Source organism: Streptomyces sp. NPDC059788 (assembly GCF_042732265.1).
Classification (GTDB): Bacteria; Actinomycetota; Actinomycetes; order Streptomycetales; family Streptomycetaceae; genus Streptomyces.
Window position 1 is genome coordinate 1 of sequence record NZ_JBHWHY010000059.1, and the last position, 16,417, is coordinate 16,417.

The 16,417-nt window shown below is 66.0% G+C and carries 9 protein-coding genes; 3 read left to right on the plus strand and 6 right to left on the minus strand.

All coding sequences use genetic code 11. The annotated features are described in order from the left end of the window. Nucleotides 1-162 precede the first annotated feature (162 nt). The 3 genes from ACFV57_RS36490 to ACFV57_RS36500 all read left to right on the plus strand — a co-directional run bounded on the left by ACFV57_RS36490 (nucleotide 163) and on the right by ACFV57_RS36500 (nucleotide 1,578). The gene (locus ACFV57_RS36490; protein WP_385241430.1) at nucleotides 163-555 is read left to right on the plus strand and encodes a hypothetical protein; all 393 of its coding nucleotides are present in this window, start codon (nucleotides 163-165) and stop codon (nucleotides 553-555) included. Next, nucleotides 545-1,054, plus strand: coding sequence for a hypothetical protein (locus tag ACFV57_RS36495; RefSeq protein WP_385241432.1), 510 nt, complete (start codon nucleotides 545-547; stop codon nucleotides 1,052-1,054). The genes ACFV57_RS36490 and ACFV57_RS36495 overlap by 11 nt, the downstream gene beginning before the upstream one ends. A gap of 143 nt (nucleotides 1,055-1,197) precedes the next feature. Then, the gene (locus ACFV57_RS36500) at nucleotides 1,198-1,578 is read left to right on the plus strand and encodes a hypothetical protein (protein ID WP_385241435.1); all 381 of its coding nucleotides are present in this window, start codon (nucleotides 1,198-1,200) and stop codon (nucleotides 1,576-1,578) included. Nucleotides 1,579-1,662: 84 nt separating this feature from the next. On the opposite strand, the gene ACFV57_RS36505 is transcribed toward ACFV57_RS36500, so the two are convergent. From ACFV57_RS36505 to ACFV57_RS36530, 6 genes are all read right to left on the minus strand, one after another. Next, complete coding sequence (locus ACFV57_RS36505; RefSeq protein ID WP_385241438.1) at nucleotides 1,663-2,046, minus strand: HU family DNA-binding protein; 384 nt, start codon at nucleotides 2,044-2,046, stop codon at nucleotides 1,663-1,665. A 134-nt stretch (nucleotides 2,047-2,180) separates the two neighbouring features. Beyond that, nucleotides 2,181-2,546 (minus strand): hypothetical protein, encoded by a 366-nt coding sequence (locus ACFV57_RS36510; protein WP_385241441.1) that lies wholly within the window; start codon nucleotides 2,544-2,546, stop codon nucleotides 2,181-2,183. 41 nt (nucleotides 2,547-2,587) lie between these two features. After that, nucleotides 2,588-4,258: a hypothetical protein gene (locus tag ACFV57_RS36515; RefSeq protein ID WP_385241444.1), complete on the minus strand. Its 1,671-nt coding sequence runs from the start codon at nucleotides 4,256-4,258 to the stop codon at nucleotides 2,588-2,590. Between the two features lie 67 nt (nucleotides 4,259-4,325). Then, entirely contained in the window at nucleotides 4,326-9,911 is a 5,586-nt protein-coding gene (locus tag ACFV57_RS36520) for a hypothetical protein (protein WP_385241447.1), read from the minus strand. Nucleotides 9,912-10,087: 176 nt separating this feature from the next. Next, complete coding sequence (locus tag ACFV57_RS36525; RefSeq protein WP_385241450.1) at nucleotides 10,088-14,134, minus strand: type IV secretory system conjugative DNA transfer family protein; 4,047 nt, start codon at nucleotides 14,132-14,134, stop codon at nucleotides 10,088-10,090. A 136-nt stretch (nucleotides 14,135-14,270) separates the two neighbouring features. Continuing rightward, a complete protein-coding gene (locus ACFV57_RS36530; RefSeq protein ID WP_385241453.1) occupies nucleotides 14,271-16,340 on the minus strand; it encodes a hypothetical protein in 2,070 nt (689 codons plus the stop codon). Between the last annotated feature and the right edge of the window lie 77 nt (nucleotides 16,341-16,417).

The window sequence follows — 16,417 nt, forward strand, 5'->3', positions numbered from 1 at the left end:
GTCCCGCATCATGCGGGACTGGGACACGGGCCTTTTCTTTCTCTCTGCCCGTCCGGCCCCTCAAAAGCAGGGCGATCCATCGTTCGAGTCCTTTGCCGGCTCGGCGGACTTATTCGTATGCGAGACGATGACCAATCATTCCCGACTGATTAGGGTGAGCCTATGACTCACAATGACAACGTTCACGACAACAGCACTCCCGGCGCCGAGCTCCCGAAGTTCCCCGTCAACGTCGTCCCGGCCGACCAGCTCAGGCGTGAGGACCTCGGCAAGATGCTGAAGCGCTATCGCCGTGGTGAGATCACGCCGCTGATCTTCGGCGACGACAACAAGCCCGAGGCCGCGATCATCCCTTTTGCTGCCCTCGTGCGCCTCATGAAGTACGACCACGCTGCTCACGTCCGTCAGGAGGCCGCCTTCCAGGCTGAGCTCTCCCGCCGTGTGCAGGAGTCCGATGCCTCCGGCGAGCCGGGCATGACCTTGGAAGAGCTCGGTGAGGAGCTCGGTGGGCCCGCACAGTCGATGATCCGCAGGGTGCGTGACGATGACGAATAGCCTCCGGATCAAGGTCTGTCTGAGTCCCGGAGCCCGCACCGACCTTCAGCGGCTCAACGAGCGAGCCCTCAAGGATCCGCACGGGAAAGAGGAGGCACTGCTGGAGGCGGCCATCGTGATGCTGCACCGACTGAACGGGCGTCGCCATCCCACGAAGCCTCTCGACCACAACCCGCACTTCGCCGATCTCTCCGATTGCGACGCGACCTACGTCGGGGCTGACCCCTACGAGAAGCCGCCGCTGCGGATCGTCTCCCGGGACATTCGGCCGAGCCGCCCCGACGGGATTACCCGCCGCGAGATCGTCGCGATCGGCGCTCGGCAGGACAGCAAGGTATACCGAGTCGCCGGCCAGCGCTTAGGCCGGCCCGTGGGCATCACCCTCGCAGAGCTGGCCGCGCAGCGTGAGCCGACCACAGGTCCCTCGCGATCCCATCAGCGCTCGGCCAACGGCTTCGATGCTCCATCCGAGAGTGAGCCCGACCTCGACTTCGGGTGACCTGTGGTCGGCGATTGAACCCTTCATTGAGGGCTTATCTCTGACTGGACGCAATGGCAGTACGATAGGGCTGAGTTGGTGACGATGTGCGAGTACGAGTCGGTAGCCCAGGTTGTTGCCCCTGAGGCCGATACCAGTCTGATGTGACCATGGACCGCCGCCGGGGGGTGAGCCCTCGCGGTGCCCTCCTCGTGCGATGCGGTATCGGGCTGGCCATCACCCTCGGCCTGGCCTATGCGATTTTCCACGTTGTCTTCCGCACCGGCGTGCTCGCCTCCGCGCTGGCCTGCGTCGGAGCCGTCAAGGACTTCATCGGCTGGGTGGCCGAGGATGCGGGGCGGGCCTGGAGCGCGCTGGAGGGCCTCATCGCCCCGCACATCAGGCTTGTACTGCCTGCCCTTCGAGGACCAGAAGTAAGGCAGACCCTTGAGGTCAAGACCATGCTCATGAGCGCCCGCGTCACCGTCGCCCTCAGCTTGACCGGCGGGCTCGGCCTTGCTTGTTCTGATCTTCGCCATCGCTGACGACTGAGGTCGTCCCGCCACGACAGAACCCCCGTGATGCCTGTGCATCGCGGGGGTTCTCTTTTTCTGCTGACTCCTCCACGCCTACGACGCGGCCCGCAGGTCACGATCTCCGATGGCGCTCTCGAACTGGTCGGCATCCTCGATCATCCCGTAAGTCTCCGGCTCTAACTCGTCCGTGTTGCCTGCGAGTCGGCGGTTGAAGCTGCTCGACGCGGAGAACTTCAGCACCGTGTAGTCGTCGACGTCGCTCTTGCCGAAGCGCACCTTGTGACCCTTGTGGTCCTGCCGGTAGAAGCGGCCGAAGCTCGTGAGCACGACCGTCTCCCCGCAGATGACCGCCCCTGTGAGTTCACGGAGCAACGACTCGTACACTTTGCTCACCGTCCGGACCGGCAACCCACTGCGAGTCGCGACCCGGGAGATGAATGCGCGTTTGCTCACACGCGGGTTCGTCGTCGTCTCCATACCCACACCTTGTCCTGTCGTCCGTCATGCCGCGGTTCTGCTTAGAAACCAGTCTATCGAAGGCAGCCGCGAGTCAAAAAGGCAGAACATGGCTTATCTATTGCCACTCGATGCGCTTGTTGTGGCCCATTCGACTAGGGCTCCAGGTCCGGCTCGATCTCTTCCCGGTCGTCCTTGGGTTCGTAGCCGACCGACTCGATGATCGACCGCGTGTTCGGATCCCGATACTGGTTCACGATCTTGTTGTGGGACTCCTCGAACCGCTGCTGCGCCGCCACGCGGTGGGCCGCGTCGAGCTTCGCGCCGATGTTGCGGTCCCCGAACTCCACCATCGAGCCCAGCAACGACTTCGCGCCCTGCTTGATCGCACCGATGTTCGGCTTGTTCTGGGCCCGCTGCTGCTCCCATCGGCTCCGGTCCTCGGGCGTGACATAGCCGAACATCCGCGCGAAGCGCGATCCGTACCTGACCTGCTGTCCCTCGTTCTGTTCCTGGCTCACTGACCTTCCTCCTGTTCCCCGTTCGCACTCTCGGATCGCCCTCAGGCGGGCTGGTAGTTCTCGGAGCCGGCCTCGGCGCCCGGGCCATCGCCCTGCGGGCCGGCCTCCTGCTCGCGTGACGGGCCCGCGGGGCGCGCCCGCGGCCTGAGCCGCTGTTCCTCGAAGAAGGCCCCCGGGTCGTCGACCGCGGTCTGCAGCGTCTGCTGCCAGTTCTCCCCGAGGCTCCGCTTCAGCTCGGCCCCGAGATCCGGGTACGTCTCGTTCACCGCTTCCATCGCGTCGACAAAGGCGTTGGAGTAGACCCGCTGCTGTTCCTCGGAGGCGAGGCCGTCGATGTCCATGCTCGCGATCATCACCTCGGACTGGTCCAGGCGGTGCTGGAGCATGCCGGGCAGCCCACTGGTGTCCAGCCCCTGCTTCTGTGCCGCGAAGCCGACCAGGTAGCCGAGCATGTTGCCTGCGTAGCCTCCCTGGTCGCCGCGGCCGAGCGCGTTGAGCATCGAGGTCTTCATCGTCTCGCCGAGCTGGACCTGATGGGCGTTCGCGTCCATGGGCCGGCGCAGCGTGAACATCCCGTCCTCGGGCAGGCGCTGGCCCAGCTGGTCGTCGAACTCTCCGCTCCAGACCGTGCGGACCCGGTCCGAGCCAGCGATCCGCTCCTCGTGTGCGGGAGCCTTGACGATCCGGCCATGGGCCACACCGTTGAACATCGTGCGCAGCTCGGGCTCGTACTCCATTCGCTCTCCGATGATCATCCTGGCGCGCTGGACGACCTCCTGGCGCTCCAGGCCGTCCTCGCCCATCTGCTCGTGCAGGCGCTTGCGCATCGCCATGTAGCTGTCGCGGATCAGGCCGGCGTCCGCACCCGGCTCCCGCATCTTCCAGAAGGCGTTCTCCATGAGCGCGACCTCGGTCATGGCCGCCGAGTCCGGGGTGTACATTTCCCGGTGGCCGCGTTCGCGGTGCTGCATGGCGTCGAAGCGCTTTTGCCACTTTTTCGTCAGGTGATCACGCGGATCGGTGCTGCCGATGAGGCGCTCGTGCCGGGCGCCGCTCGGCACATCCTTGAAGATCCGCTGCCGGTGCGAGATGCCGCTCTCGGCGGCGGCGACCATGCCGCGGGTCCGGCTGTCGATGCGCTCCTGGATCTTGTCCTTGAGGGGCTGGAGGTAGCTGTCCATCTCCCTCTTGAAGTCCGGGGCGAGCATCCGCATCGCCATCACCATGCCGACGGCCTGGACGACCGAGTTGGCGTTGACCCCGCGTGAGAGCGGCTTGAGGCACGACTGCATCATCATCTGCATGTAGACGTGGTGCATGACGCTGAGCTCCTGCGTCCGCTCGTCGTCATTGAAGCCGGGTACCAGCAGCTTTGAGTCCCGCAGGGAGGCCATGTACTTCTCACCAGCCAGCCGCGTCTCCGCCCGGAGCTTGAGCAGCTGCTCGCGCTGGTCCAGGACTTCGCCCTCCTCTGCGGCACGATCGAGGTCGATCCAGTGCTCCGCATCCCGGTCGGCCATCCGCTCCCGGGTCTTCTGGCCGAAGTATCCTCGGGTCCTGTCCCGGAGCCGCTCGCGCCAGGCGCGCGAGCCGTCGTCCTCCGGTCCCGGCTCCTCGATCACCTCGGTGTCGATCGGCTCGTCTGAGCGCGAGTCCCAGTGGGCGTGAGCGCCGCCCTGAGGCTCGTCGGCCTGCTGCCGGTCGTCGTCCACCGGGAGCTCCTTGGTCGCGCGCCGGCGACCCGCGAATTCCGTTCCCAGTTTCTTGTGCTGCGCCATCTCAGTACCCCACCCCGTAGCCGTCGTCGTTGCCCTGCTGCTCGATCTCGATGCTCGGTGTGTAGAGCGGGCGCGATGCGCCGACGCCCACGGCGTGCGCCGAGCGGCGGTGCGAGCCGCGGATCCGGGAGGCCCCCGCGTCCTGGGAGATCACATCGTGCTTGACCACCGAGTCGTCGACGGCGATCGCGGCGCTGTCCGGGCTGCGCGCTTCCGTGGACCCAAGCTGATCGAGTTGCCGGGACGTCTCCGCCCGGGCCTTTTGGGTGCCCGAGGACGCGAACTGCTCGTTCTTCTCGCCGTCGTAGACGCTCTCGCGGTTCTTGGCCGCCTGCACGAGCGCATCGAAGTCACCGCCGTAAGCCATGCGATCCATCACGGTGCCAGCCAGCGACGGGTCGTCCTCCAGGTTGCGGATGAGCCCGGTCTTCGGGTCCTCCAGGGCGCTGGCCACGCGGGCCACGTAGTCCGGGTTGACCGTGACGTTGAACCCGTCCTTGGCCTCGTAAAACTCCGTGAACTGCTGCTCCCACTCCTCAGCCGTGGCCTGGAGGGGCTCACCGTCGACGAAGGCCGTGCGCCACTGGCCCGGGCCGACGTGCTCGATGCTGCGGCCCCTCCAGAGCTCGCGGCCGGGGCCCTGGAGCATCTCGTACTTGTGCCGGGCCTCAGCCGCGTCGTGCTTGGCCTGCAGAATGCTCTGCGTCACCGGGTAGGTGACTTCCAGGACCGCCTTGAGGTCTTCGCCGCGCAGCGCTCGCACAGCACGCTGGCTGAACGAGCCGCCCAGTCCGGTGCCGTGGGCCTTGATTGCCGTGGCGAACATCGAGGCCTCCTGGTCGGCCTGCGTGATGCCGGGCGTGCCCTGCGCATCGCCCAGGTTCCGGGCGTAGTCGGCCAGCTTCTTCTCGCTGCCCTTCGCCCCGGTCTCGACGCAGACTTCGCGCACGCTCTGCAGGTGCGCCTCGCGGTCCGAGAACGTCAGTGCAGCGCCGAACTCGCCGCGCTGCGCCTGGCGGTAGAGCGCGCTCAGTTCCTCCGCCACGACCTGCTGGCCGAGCCAGATGTCCGCTGGCGACTCTGTACCGGTGCGCGCCTGCATCCGGAGCCGGTTCGCCTCGCGCCGCGAGCTCTCCAGCTCGTCGGCCAGAGCCGCGTCCTTGGAGAGGGCGACCTGGGTGTCCAGCGAGACCTGCATGGCCAGTGGATGCGAGCCGTCGCCCTTGACCACGCCGGTGTCCAGCAGGTTGGCCGGCACCGAGAGCTTCGCCAGGGCCTCCTGCTTGGCGGCCTCGCTGTGCAGCTTGACCACGGCGACGGCGTCGCCGTCGAAGTCGCCGTCGAAGCACTGGTCCATCACGGGGTTGATCGCGGCACCGGTGAGCCGGTCGTCGATTGCGACCCGCATGTAGCGCACGCCGGCGTCACGGAGCACCGGGTCGCGCCACACCAGCGCGTGGTCGCCTTCGGCCAGCCCCAACTGCCCGGCCTTGACGGAGCTGAGCGCGACCTGGTCCACGTCCAGCCTCGGGTCCGCGGTCCACACCATCGTTGCCGAGTCGGTCAGCCGTGAGGCCATCAGCCCGGTCTTGAAGATGTTGTTCTTGCCCGTGAGCACCCGGTTCTGCACGTCGGTCGTGATCACCTCGAAGGCGCGCTGGGCGCGCGAGACGGATTCGCTCATGCCGCGACGCACCTGGGCGCGCTTCTCGGCGGACAGGCCCTGGCCGCCCAGCTGCTCGGCCATGTAGCGGTAGCGGCAGGCCTCCACGAAGACGTCCTGGTAGCTGCGGGTGTAGTCGTGCGTGACGGAGGACCCGTCCTCGAACTCCTGGCCGCTGCGCAGATGCGAGGACATCACCGGCAGCTTCCAGGAGGCGGCGCTTACTGTCTCGGTCTGCTCGCCGGTCGGGTACGTGAGCGGGAACGGGATCTCCATGTCGCCGCCGCGGTTGCCGATGAGGTCGCCGAAGGACTTGCGCATCGCCGTGGTATTCAGCCCCGGGGGCTGACCCTGCTTGCGCGGCTGGGTGCGCAGGAGCGCGGGCATCGGGATGAACCGGCGCTCGGGGCGCTCGTCGACGTCCTCAGCCTTGCCGACCACGCGTAGCGTGCCATCGGCCTCCATGTCCAGACCGGTGACCAGCAGGTACTCCCGCAGGTTCGACTCGGCCCCGCTGTTGTGGCCGTAGAATTCGCGCATGATCGCAGGGCAGTCCTGCGACTGCAGCGCCCAGGCCAGCTGTGAGGAGGCCTTGCGGCCCTTGCCGGCGCGCACCTGCTCGTCGTCGTAGATCTTGGTCTTCTCGTCGACGGCCATGTGTGTGACGACGAAGCGCATCTGACCGATGCCACCCGGCGTCACCGTAGCCAGATCAGTCACGGTGCGCCCGTCGGGGTCTTCGGCCTCGACGCGCTCGCGCAGATCGGAGACCGAGCTGCTCATGAGCTCACGTGCCGAACCGGCGTTGCGCCGGGAGATCAGCGAGAACGGGCTCATCACCACGTCCATCTCCGGGTTCGCCCTGAACCAGGACACCTCCTGGTTCAGCCCCTGCCGCTCAGCCTCGTCCCACGGCATCGCACGATCGATGATCAGCGAGATGACGCCCTTGTTGCCGTGCAGGTCGGAGATCTTGTCGCCGACCACGAGGTCACGCAGCTGGCCGCCGGCGCCGCGGATCTGGTGCTCCCGGGCGAACTCGGTGCTGACCACGATCGGGTCGTCCGCCGTCCACCCGCCGAAGGTCATCAGCGCGGTGCCCACGGGCTTGGTCACCTCCGCCGACTGCATGATCGTCGAGGCCGTCATCTGCTGGCGGTCGAACGGGTCGTATTGGAGCGACCGGAGTTCCGGGAGGGTCATGAGCGGCGCACGCTGCCCGGCCACGCTCGCATCGCCCGGCACGATCCGGCCGTCGGCGTCGACCTGCGCCTGGGCGGTCAGGTAGCGCACGATGCCCTGGTTGGTCGCGCCTCCGGTCATCACCGGGTCGAAGTAGCCTCCGGGGGCCTGGACGCCGTCCTTGCCGGTGCCCGTCAGCACCGTCATGTTGCGCCCGCCGGTGAGCCGCCAGGCGTCGAAGCGGTTGTCGTCGGCCGGGTCGGTGCGGTCACGCTGGGCCCGGTACTCGGCGTAGATCGTCGAGCCTGCCTTGATCTCGTTGGAGTAGCGCACCCGGCGCGCCTCGGTCTGCAAGATCGCGGCCGTCCACTCGTCCAGGTGCTCGGTGATCTCTCCGGTGGACTCGTCGAGCTGGTTCGCGGTGGCGCGCTCGATGAAGTCGACCGGGTGCTTCGTGCCGTACAGCTGCGAGTAGACCGCGTTGAGCGATGAGGGCTCGCCGGTCTCGCTGCGCCCGGCGGTGAGGTCACCTGCGATCTGGTACTGGATGCGCTCGTGCATGAGCTGCTCGTAGCCGCGCAGACGCGTACGCTCCTCGACGGACGCCGGAGCCTCGCCCGGCATCTGGGCCGCGATCGTGGCCTCGTAGCCCGGCACGATGAGCGCGTTCTGCCCGCTGGCGAAGGCAGTGGTGATCTCACCATGCTCGCCGACGTCGAAAACCTGGCCGATCTCACCGGAGACCGGCGTCCCCGTGCCGTCGCGGCGCAGCTTCTCGCCGCTCCATCGGATAACGCCCCGCTCGTCGACGAGGATCTCGGAGACCGTCGCCGCATTGCGCTCGATGCTTTCGCGCACGGTGTCCCCGATGCGCCGCATGAACGCGGACCCGTGTTCGGCGATCGGCACGCAGCGGTCGGGGCTGAAGCGGACGAGCCGGTCCTTGAACCGGGTCGTCTGGAAGGTCGAGCCCATCATCTCCTCGGGGGGGACGCCGCAACGGCGCAGCGCCGAGGCCAGGTTGTCGAGATTCGACCACTGCCCAGTGGGGCTGGTCATGTACCGGGCGACCCGGTCCGGGGCGAAGCGCTGGTCGACCCACTCGCCGTCGACGTCGTGGGGCTCCGCCTCCCAGGTTCCGATGAGCTCGAAGGGGACATCCTCGGCGTGCTGCCGGACCTTCTCGACGGCGGTGCCGCCGTAGACGAGATTGCCCAGCTCGGGCACCTCGTAGGCCTGCAGTTCGCCGATCTCCTCCAGGCGCTCCCGGTACATCTCCTCGGTCGCGCCCGGGCGCAGCAGATTGCTGTGCGCACCGGTGAGCACATCCCAGTACGAGCGCTGGATCGCGGCGACCTCGGCGTCGGGCGAGTACTCCGGCGGCTCGATCGCGTCCACCTGGCCGCCGGTTCGCTCCAGCTCGGCCGCGGCGCTGGCGATCAGGTCCTCGACGCCGAGGGCTGCCTGCAGGTTCTCCCGCGCGCTCTCGACTGCGGCCTTCGCGTACGCCTCGGCCGGCTCGGCGTCGACGAAGAAGGTCGGCAGGGACCGGTTCTTCGCGTCCCGGCGCAGCATCACCTTCGCCCCGGGCCGGGGTCCCGCCTCGCCGGGGGCCACGTAGTCGCCGACCACGAACATCGACTCGCGGTCGACGTGGTAGCTGTCGGGCACGTCCACGACAGTGCGGCCACGGCCGCGCTCGTGGTGCGTTGTGCCGGTCTCGCCGACGGCGTGCCCCGGGAGGTCGGTGCGCTCGACGCGGTGGCCCTGGGCGAAGCGCAGCAGCTGCACAGCCTCGGCCGGCGAGGGGGAGTGGACCGCCACGCCGCCGGGGACCCGGTAGTTCGTGGAGTAGCGCAGCACGGTGCCGTTGTCGTAGATCCGGACTCCGGCGTACTCCTCCTGGCGCGCGTCGGTGAGGCGGACCTCCATGCCTGTCCCGGCGATCTTGGCCTTGATCTGGCCGGGCTCGCGATCGCGCATCACGTGGTAGGACACGCCCTGGGCCTTCAGTTCTTCGAGCAGTGCCGCCGAGCGCGCCGCGGCGCGCCGGGACATGAAGCGGTTGCGGTCCACGCGCCCCGTCTGCGGATCCCGGCCGCCGTCGATGACCCACTCGCGGACCTGGTCGTACTCCTGTTGGCTCATCTTGTCCATCAGAGCAGTGAGCCCGGCGGCGTCGTCGTTCGTCATCGCTCGGCCGGCCTCGAAAGGCTTGCCCTCGTCGTCGATGCGCCAGAGCACCATGTTTCCGCGCCGCGGGTCGGCCAGGGTCTCCACCGCACCGCCGGCCACGCGTCCGATCGTCTCGTCCGGCAGGTACACCAGCGCAGTCCCGGCGCGCTTCACAGTCGCGCGTTCGGACCAGTCGGGGTCATAGGGGCTGATCGGCAGCCGGGCCGACTTCGGGGCGACCTGGGCACCGACGCCGGTGGCACGGGTGAACTCCCGCTGCGACTGCTGGTAGCGCTCGTTCTGCGGGGAATGATCACCGAACTGCGGCTCGTAGCCGGACACCCGCTCACCGAATGCCTGGTCGATGGCGGTGAGGCAGTCGGTGACGCCCAACCGTGAGTCGGCCAGCGCGGTGCCCCGCTGGCCGAGGATCTCGTCGATCCGGGCGCGGATCGCCTTGGCCTGGGAGATCGGAATGACCTGTCCGGTCTGCTCCCGGGCCTGCTCGACTGCCTTGTAGTAGACGTACTCGTAGAAGTACCTGCGCAGCCCGTGTGCCTTCTGCATAGTCAATCGGCCACCTATGAGACTCGGGGTTACATAAGCATTTATAGACCTTACCCCGCTTATCGAAAGGAAGCGAAAGGCCATTCAGAAAGGTCAGTGCCGAAGCTGTCTCTCTGAGTCGAGAGACGGCTTCGGCGCTGACCGTGGTCCTTGCCTGGACCCCAAGCGGCCTTCGGCTACTTCGAGTTCATCTCGATGGCCATGGCCCGGTCGAACCAGCCGCCGGCCAGCACCTCCCAGCTCGGCAGCGAGGCCAGGTACTGGTAGAAGGCCGAGTGGACCGTCACCGTCGCCAGCGACTTCAGGTCCTCCGCGGTGACGTCCTCCTCGGCGAACACCCGCGCTTTCTTGTCATTCACGTGGCCGTTGATCCGGCGGGCCGCATTGGTGTACGCGTCCGAGCGGATCTGGCTGATGTACGTCTGAGACCCATCGGCGCTGCGCAGCTCGCCGTCGCCGCCGACTGAGAAGTGCTCGCGATCCTGTTCCAACTCAGTCTGCGCCGACTTGTAGGCCTCACCGATCTCGATGTCCAGGCTTTTGACCTTCGCCGAGCCGTCGGGATTGACCAGCATCTCCTTGCTGATCGTCCCCTCGGCGTAGAGCAGACGCTGCCGCTCGACGCTGGCCGCCCGACTCTCGGCGACTGCAACCCCGACCTCGACGTTTTCGATGAACTGGTCCTCGTCGAACATGCTCATCCCCTCGTACGCGTCGGGGTCGACAACCACCGGAGTGTTGGGGTCCTGGCCCTCGTCGACCGTGGTCATCGTCGTGATGACCGCCATGACCTCGTCGGCGTAGACATCCGGGTCCAGGCGCTCGATGTCGACCTCCTGGTAGCCGTAGATCTCCTTGTACTGCGCCTTCGCGTCCGCGGCCTTGACCGCCTGCCGCATGCGCTTCTCCAGCATCTTCACGAAGTCCGGCTGATTCATCCGCACGTCGAAGTCCATGGCACTGGACAGCGTCGGGATCGTCTGCAGCGAGTACGTATGCCCCGGATGCTTGATCGTGTTCCCCAGCAGCCGGAACGACATGGGCAGGACCGTCTGGTTGCGGTTCCAGATCGGCGCATCCCCGGCCCGGAAGACGATCGAATTGCGCGGCGAGAGGAATGCCATGTCGTTGTAGCTGATCAGCGGCTCCTCCTTGGTGTTCATCGTGTAGGAGACCCGGCCCTCGGTCTTGCCGCCGATGACCTTGTCGAGATCCTGACTGATCTGCTTGCTGTCCCTGTACGACCGGTGCGTCAGGCCGCTCATCTTCTCCAGAGTCTCGATCATCGAATCGTCCGTGGACTTCAAGAAGACGATGTTCGAGGTGTTGCCCTGCACGATTTTGTCGACGCTCTCGCCGTAGACGTCGCGCAGCTGCTGCAGGGTCTGCAGGATGAGCGTGAACTGCTGCTCCTGGCCCAGGCCGATGGAGAGCATTGTCTCGAAGCCGTCGATGCCCTTGCCCTCCGACTGCAGGTTGCCGAGCTCGTCGAGCATGTACCGCGTACGGTAGAGAGGCTTCTGGTTCGACTTCGTCATGTACGCCTGGTCGGCGCTCACGTCGAACAGCTGCTTGACCAGGATCATGATCAGCTTCGCGTACTTCATCAGGTGAGGCGGAGTCACCAGGAACAGCGCCTTTAAGGACTCTGAGTAGCGCGACACTGTCTGCGTGATCGCCCGTGCCTGATACGAGACCTTCTCCGGGTTGCCGCCGCCGGAGAAGTCGAGTCGCGTGTCCGGGTAGAGCGTGTCCCCGGCCTGGAAGGACAGGATCTTCCCGTCCCGAGTGCCGCCCTCACGCACTGGCTTCAACTCACGCATCACGCCGTTCTTCACGATCTTCTTGCCCGTCACCGGCTCAACCACGTAGTGCCGGCCGTTGAGCGAGACCTGGTAGTTCTTCGTGAAGCTGAAGTAGAAGGTGCGCACCAGCATCTTCGTCTGCGGGTTGACCAGCTCCAGCTTGAGCCAGGCTTCGTCGCCAGGGAACTTGCCCTCGAAGTTGTACCGGGCCCAGCCTTCGCGGCCGACGATCTCCTCGTGCTCGAAGTCCTCGCCGAGGCTCTTCGTGAACATCGGGTCCGCGTAGGCTGCCCATACGGCCTGCTGACCGACGAGGTGGTCGCGCTTGACGTAGTTCGGCGAGAAGCGCACACCGAGGCGACGCGGGAAGCTCAGGCCGGCCAGGTCGGTGTTCTGCGAAGGCTTGCCCGAGGTCAGCGTCGAGATCGTGGGGTCGGTGAAGAACGACATGGCGGTGATCGCGATGCCGTACACCGAAGCCAGCATCTTCTCCGCCCCGGCCATCGAGCGCAGCGCGTTGTGGGCGTTGCCCACCAACGTGCGCATGTTGTTGCGGGGCAGCTCCTCGCTCGCGTTGAAGTACAGGCTGAGCATGTCCTGATCGGCCTTGCCCTCCCACATGAAAGCCTGGACCGCCGCCTTCTCCTGCTCCTCGACCAGGGCGTCCTCGTTGTTCTCGAACTCGCCGGCCTTGACCCGCTTCTCCAGCTCGGCCTCAGGGTTCTTGATCTTCTTCGAGCTCATCTGCACAAAGAGCTGGTAGCAGTTGTAGAGCGTGACCTTGCCCCAGAGGTCATCGAGCTTCTGCTCCAGCAGCGCCGGATCCATGTTCAGCGCGGCTGCGGCGCTGCGCAGCTCCCGCTCCTCCTCCAGGTAGAAATCAATGAGTCCGTAGGCCGCGCGCTTGAAGGCGTTGTTGGCGGCATTGGGCCAGACCGGGTCCTCACCGCCGTCGAGCGGAAAGAAGATTCCGGCGATGTTCTCCACGTACAGGGCGCACTTGGTGAAGTTGCCCTCGCGCGCCGCGTCGGCCGCCAGCCCCAGGGGATTGTAGATGTCGGTCTTCATGGAGTTGATCAGATTGAACTGCACCGGCTCGAACCCGCGGGTGACCAGAGGAACGTAGTTCTTCACCAACAACTCGCCCTTGGGATCGTTGATGACCACGTTCGAGGGCTTCTTCTCCCGCGACCACATGTCGATGATCGGCTCGATGTACGTCTGGCCCTTACCTGCACGGGTAATGGCCAGCACCATCGTGTTCACCGGCGCGGTATCGACCACATACGCCCCGGCGGGGCGCTGGACCTCGTACGCCGGGAACGTCCAGTCCTCCTTGATCAGGGCAGCGACGGTCTTGTACTTGTCCGACCCGAAGCCGAGCTTGTCCCGGTTCTTGCCGTCCGGGTTGTACGGAATCAGCGTCGTGTCGTACTTCTGCCACAGGGTCTTGTCATCGGGAAGCCCGGATGCCTCGAACAGCTCGTCGCCGAAGTCTTCGTCGATAATCGGCAGGGTCTGCGTCAGCGGATTGCCCTCGTCATCATCCATGACCTCACCGACGTAATAGACAAAGTTTCCCTCCGCATCGATGACGTCTTTCGTGGCGCGCTGGGCGACCTCCACGGTGCCCAGGCCCTTCCTCTTGAGCATCATGTGGCTGAGCATCGAGCTGACCTGCACGCTTGAGTGAGCACCGGCGTCAGGGAACCAGTCATAGTTCTGCTGGACCTCTTCCGGCAGGGCGATGTGCTGGTCGTTGTGGTACTGGTTGATGTCGCTCGTGGTGTTCATCAAATTCGCCGCGGCGACCTTCCGCGAGAACCACGTGCCGATGATGAGGGCGACCATCAGCCCCGAGCCGAGCGTGATGAAGAGCTTGACCCCCGAGACGTCGGCCAGCTGCTCGCGGACTGTCGTCGCGCTGTTCTTGGGCTCAGACGGCCTCTCGGCGTTGGGCTTGCCGTCCTTCGCCGCGGTGTACCAGCTGGGGACCGGAACAGCATCAGCGTTGGGGTAACACTTCGCCTTCACGTCCGGGTTGCCGTCCTTGGCCAGGGGGCGGTAGCACTTCACGACCGAGCCGCCCTTGCCTGTCGTGGTGTCCTGGACGTAGTACGCGCTCGGCTCGCCGCTGCCGTTGCCGGGCGTGCTCTGGCCCACGGACGCGCTCACCGAGAGCACCCCCGTGGCGATGACCGAGTAGAGGAGCCAGGCGACGATTGCCACCAGTACGCCGATGACCACCGCGGCGATGATGCCCGGGGTCGTCGACCTCCGGGACCGGAGTTCGCTGCGGTCCAGTTGCTGGTTGTCGTAGACGTCTCGGTTCGCCAGCGTCTCGCCGGGCGTCCGCGCCGAGATCTTATCCCAGCTGCTCGCCTTCGGTCGTGTCGCCTTTTGCCTGTTCGTGGCCATCGTGATTCCTTACCCCCGAGCCTCGCTCGTTTTGTTGTCCTGCTGTCCAGTGCGCCTACCTGCGCAGACGACGGCGGCGCATGGGGAACGCGCCCCATGCGCCGCCAGATCACCCCGTCGGTCATAACCGGATCGCTCAACGGGTCAAGACCACCCCGACGATGAAGCCGGCCACGCCCATGAGGAGCGAGAGCGTGACGATCATGACGACGAGGATCTTGTTCGAGCGGCTCTGTATCTCGGATGCCCGCGCCATGTCGTTGGTGCGGGCCTCCTTGTCGGCCTGCAGCTCTGCCAGGCGCGCGTCATACCGCTTGGCCACTGAATCCTCGACCGTCGACAGCTGCTGGTGCAGATCGGTGTTGTGTGCCGCCTGGGAGTTGGCCTTCTGCTTCTCCAGGTCGAGGTTGTGCTGCCACTCGGCGTCCCGAGCTGTCATCTGCGTGATGGCGTCCTTGCGGTTGCGTTCGAGCTCGTCCTCCATCCGGCGGATCCGGTCGGCGTGCTCAGAGCGCACTGACGCCAGGAGGTCCTGCTGCTCCCGACGCAGGACGCCGATCTCGTCCGTGGTCCGCAGGTGCTCGGCCAGCGCCTCGGACTGGGCGATGTCGGCCTTGCGGTTGTCATCGACGATCCGCTGAATCTCGGACTTCCACTGATTCAGACGCTCTTCCTCTGCCGCCAGGTACTCCGACTGCCGTTCGGCCAGTACCTCGAAGATGCGTGTCTGCCCGGTCTGCATCTTCAGTGTCGCGTCCGAACGCCGGACCCGCAGGATCTCCTGCTGGTTGTGCGCGTGGGTATCCTCGATGTCCCGCTCGATCTCGGCGACGGAGTCGAGCTGCTGACGCTCCATCTTCGAGCGGTTGCGCTCCTTGTACTGCAGTTCCGCTGAGAGTGCCGCCTGCTGAGCCGCCTTGGCGGCCTGCGATTCGTAGTCCTTGGTGATCTCCGCCCGGCGGGTCCGGATCTTTTCGTCTTTCTCCGCCCGCCGCTGCTGGTGCTCGGCCTCGGCGGCGTCCTTCAGCCGCTTGTACCGGGAGCCCGCACGGTCGGTGGCCACATCACGGATGACCTGCTCGGTGTGCGCCGACATGAGGTTGACGTAGAGCGCACGCAGCGCGTCCTCGTGCGCGTAGCGCAACTGCGTCAGATCCGCGTTGGCCTGCCGATTGAGCTGGGCGACCTGGTCCCCAAGCCACTCGGATGTGCCCTCGGGCACGGCGATCTGCACGATGGGTGCGCCGATGGCGAAGGTCGCGTTGAACTCATTGAGCTGGACGTTCAGGTCCAGTTCCTCGGAGAGGAACCGACGGGCGATCACCTCGCGCACCTGACCCTGATCCAGCAACACGGTGTCACCGGTCTGCGCCGGCGAGTCCTCCTGGTAACTGTCCTCGATGCCGTAGCCGGCGTCGCTCTCGTCGAAACCCTCGTAGCCGGCCGCCTCGTCGCGGGCGTAGTCCGGTGCTGACTCGACCGGAGCGGTGCCCGTGTCATCCTCGTCGAACATGGGGGCGTCCGGCTGTTCATTGTCGTCAACGACATCGCTGAAGAGCGGCTCGTCCTCCAGGCCCTCCTCCGCACCTTCGTTGCCGGGGATCTCGTCGAAGATGGCATCCCCCTCGTCTTCTCCGAGGACTGCGGGGGAAAGTTCAGTGGCTCCAGCCTCGGCGACCAGGCCGCTGTGCTCTTGCCATGCCTTCTTGCCTACGGCTTCTTCGAGGCTCGTGCTACCTGCGGCGACCAAGCACGCCTGCATGAAGGTTGCATCATTCACCAGATCGACGAGTAGATCGCCGCTGGGCTTCTGCCACACCACGGCCCAGGCGTACTTGGCACCAGCGAGCAGCGAGTACTCCTCCATGCGCGCGAGAGTCTCCTCGGTGGGAATGATGCCGAAGACCTCCTCTTCGAGCATCTCCGCCGTGGCCACCGTGCGGATCTGGTCGGAGCTGATGAGCTCGATGATCGAACCCTTCGCCTCGTCCCGGCCGTGCCGTTTGCTCAAGCCGCCGATCTCGTTGGCTGCAAGCACGAGCATCACCCAGGCCGTACCGCTGGGAAAGGCGAACTGTGTGTTCGACCTCAGCAGCTCCACCGCCGCCGGGATCGCCGTCTCTCTCACCACGGAGGTCAGAAGCTCGTCGGGCTTCCTTTTCCGTTCCTTCTTCTGGCCGGCCGCAGTCGTTCCCAGAAAGCCCATTGATGATGTTCCTTTTGTTAGTAGGACTCGGCTTGCCTGGCCTATGAGTAGCGTATTGCCTCCGAATTGGAGTGGAC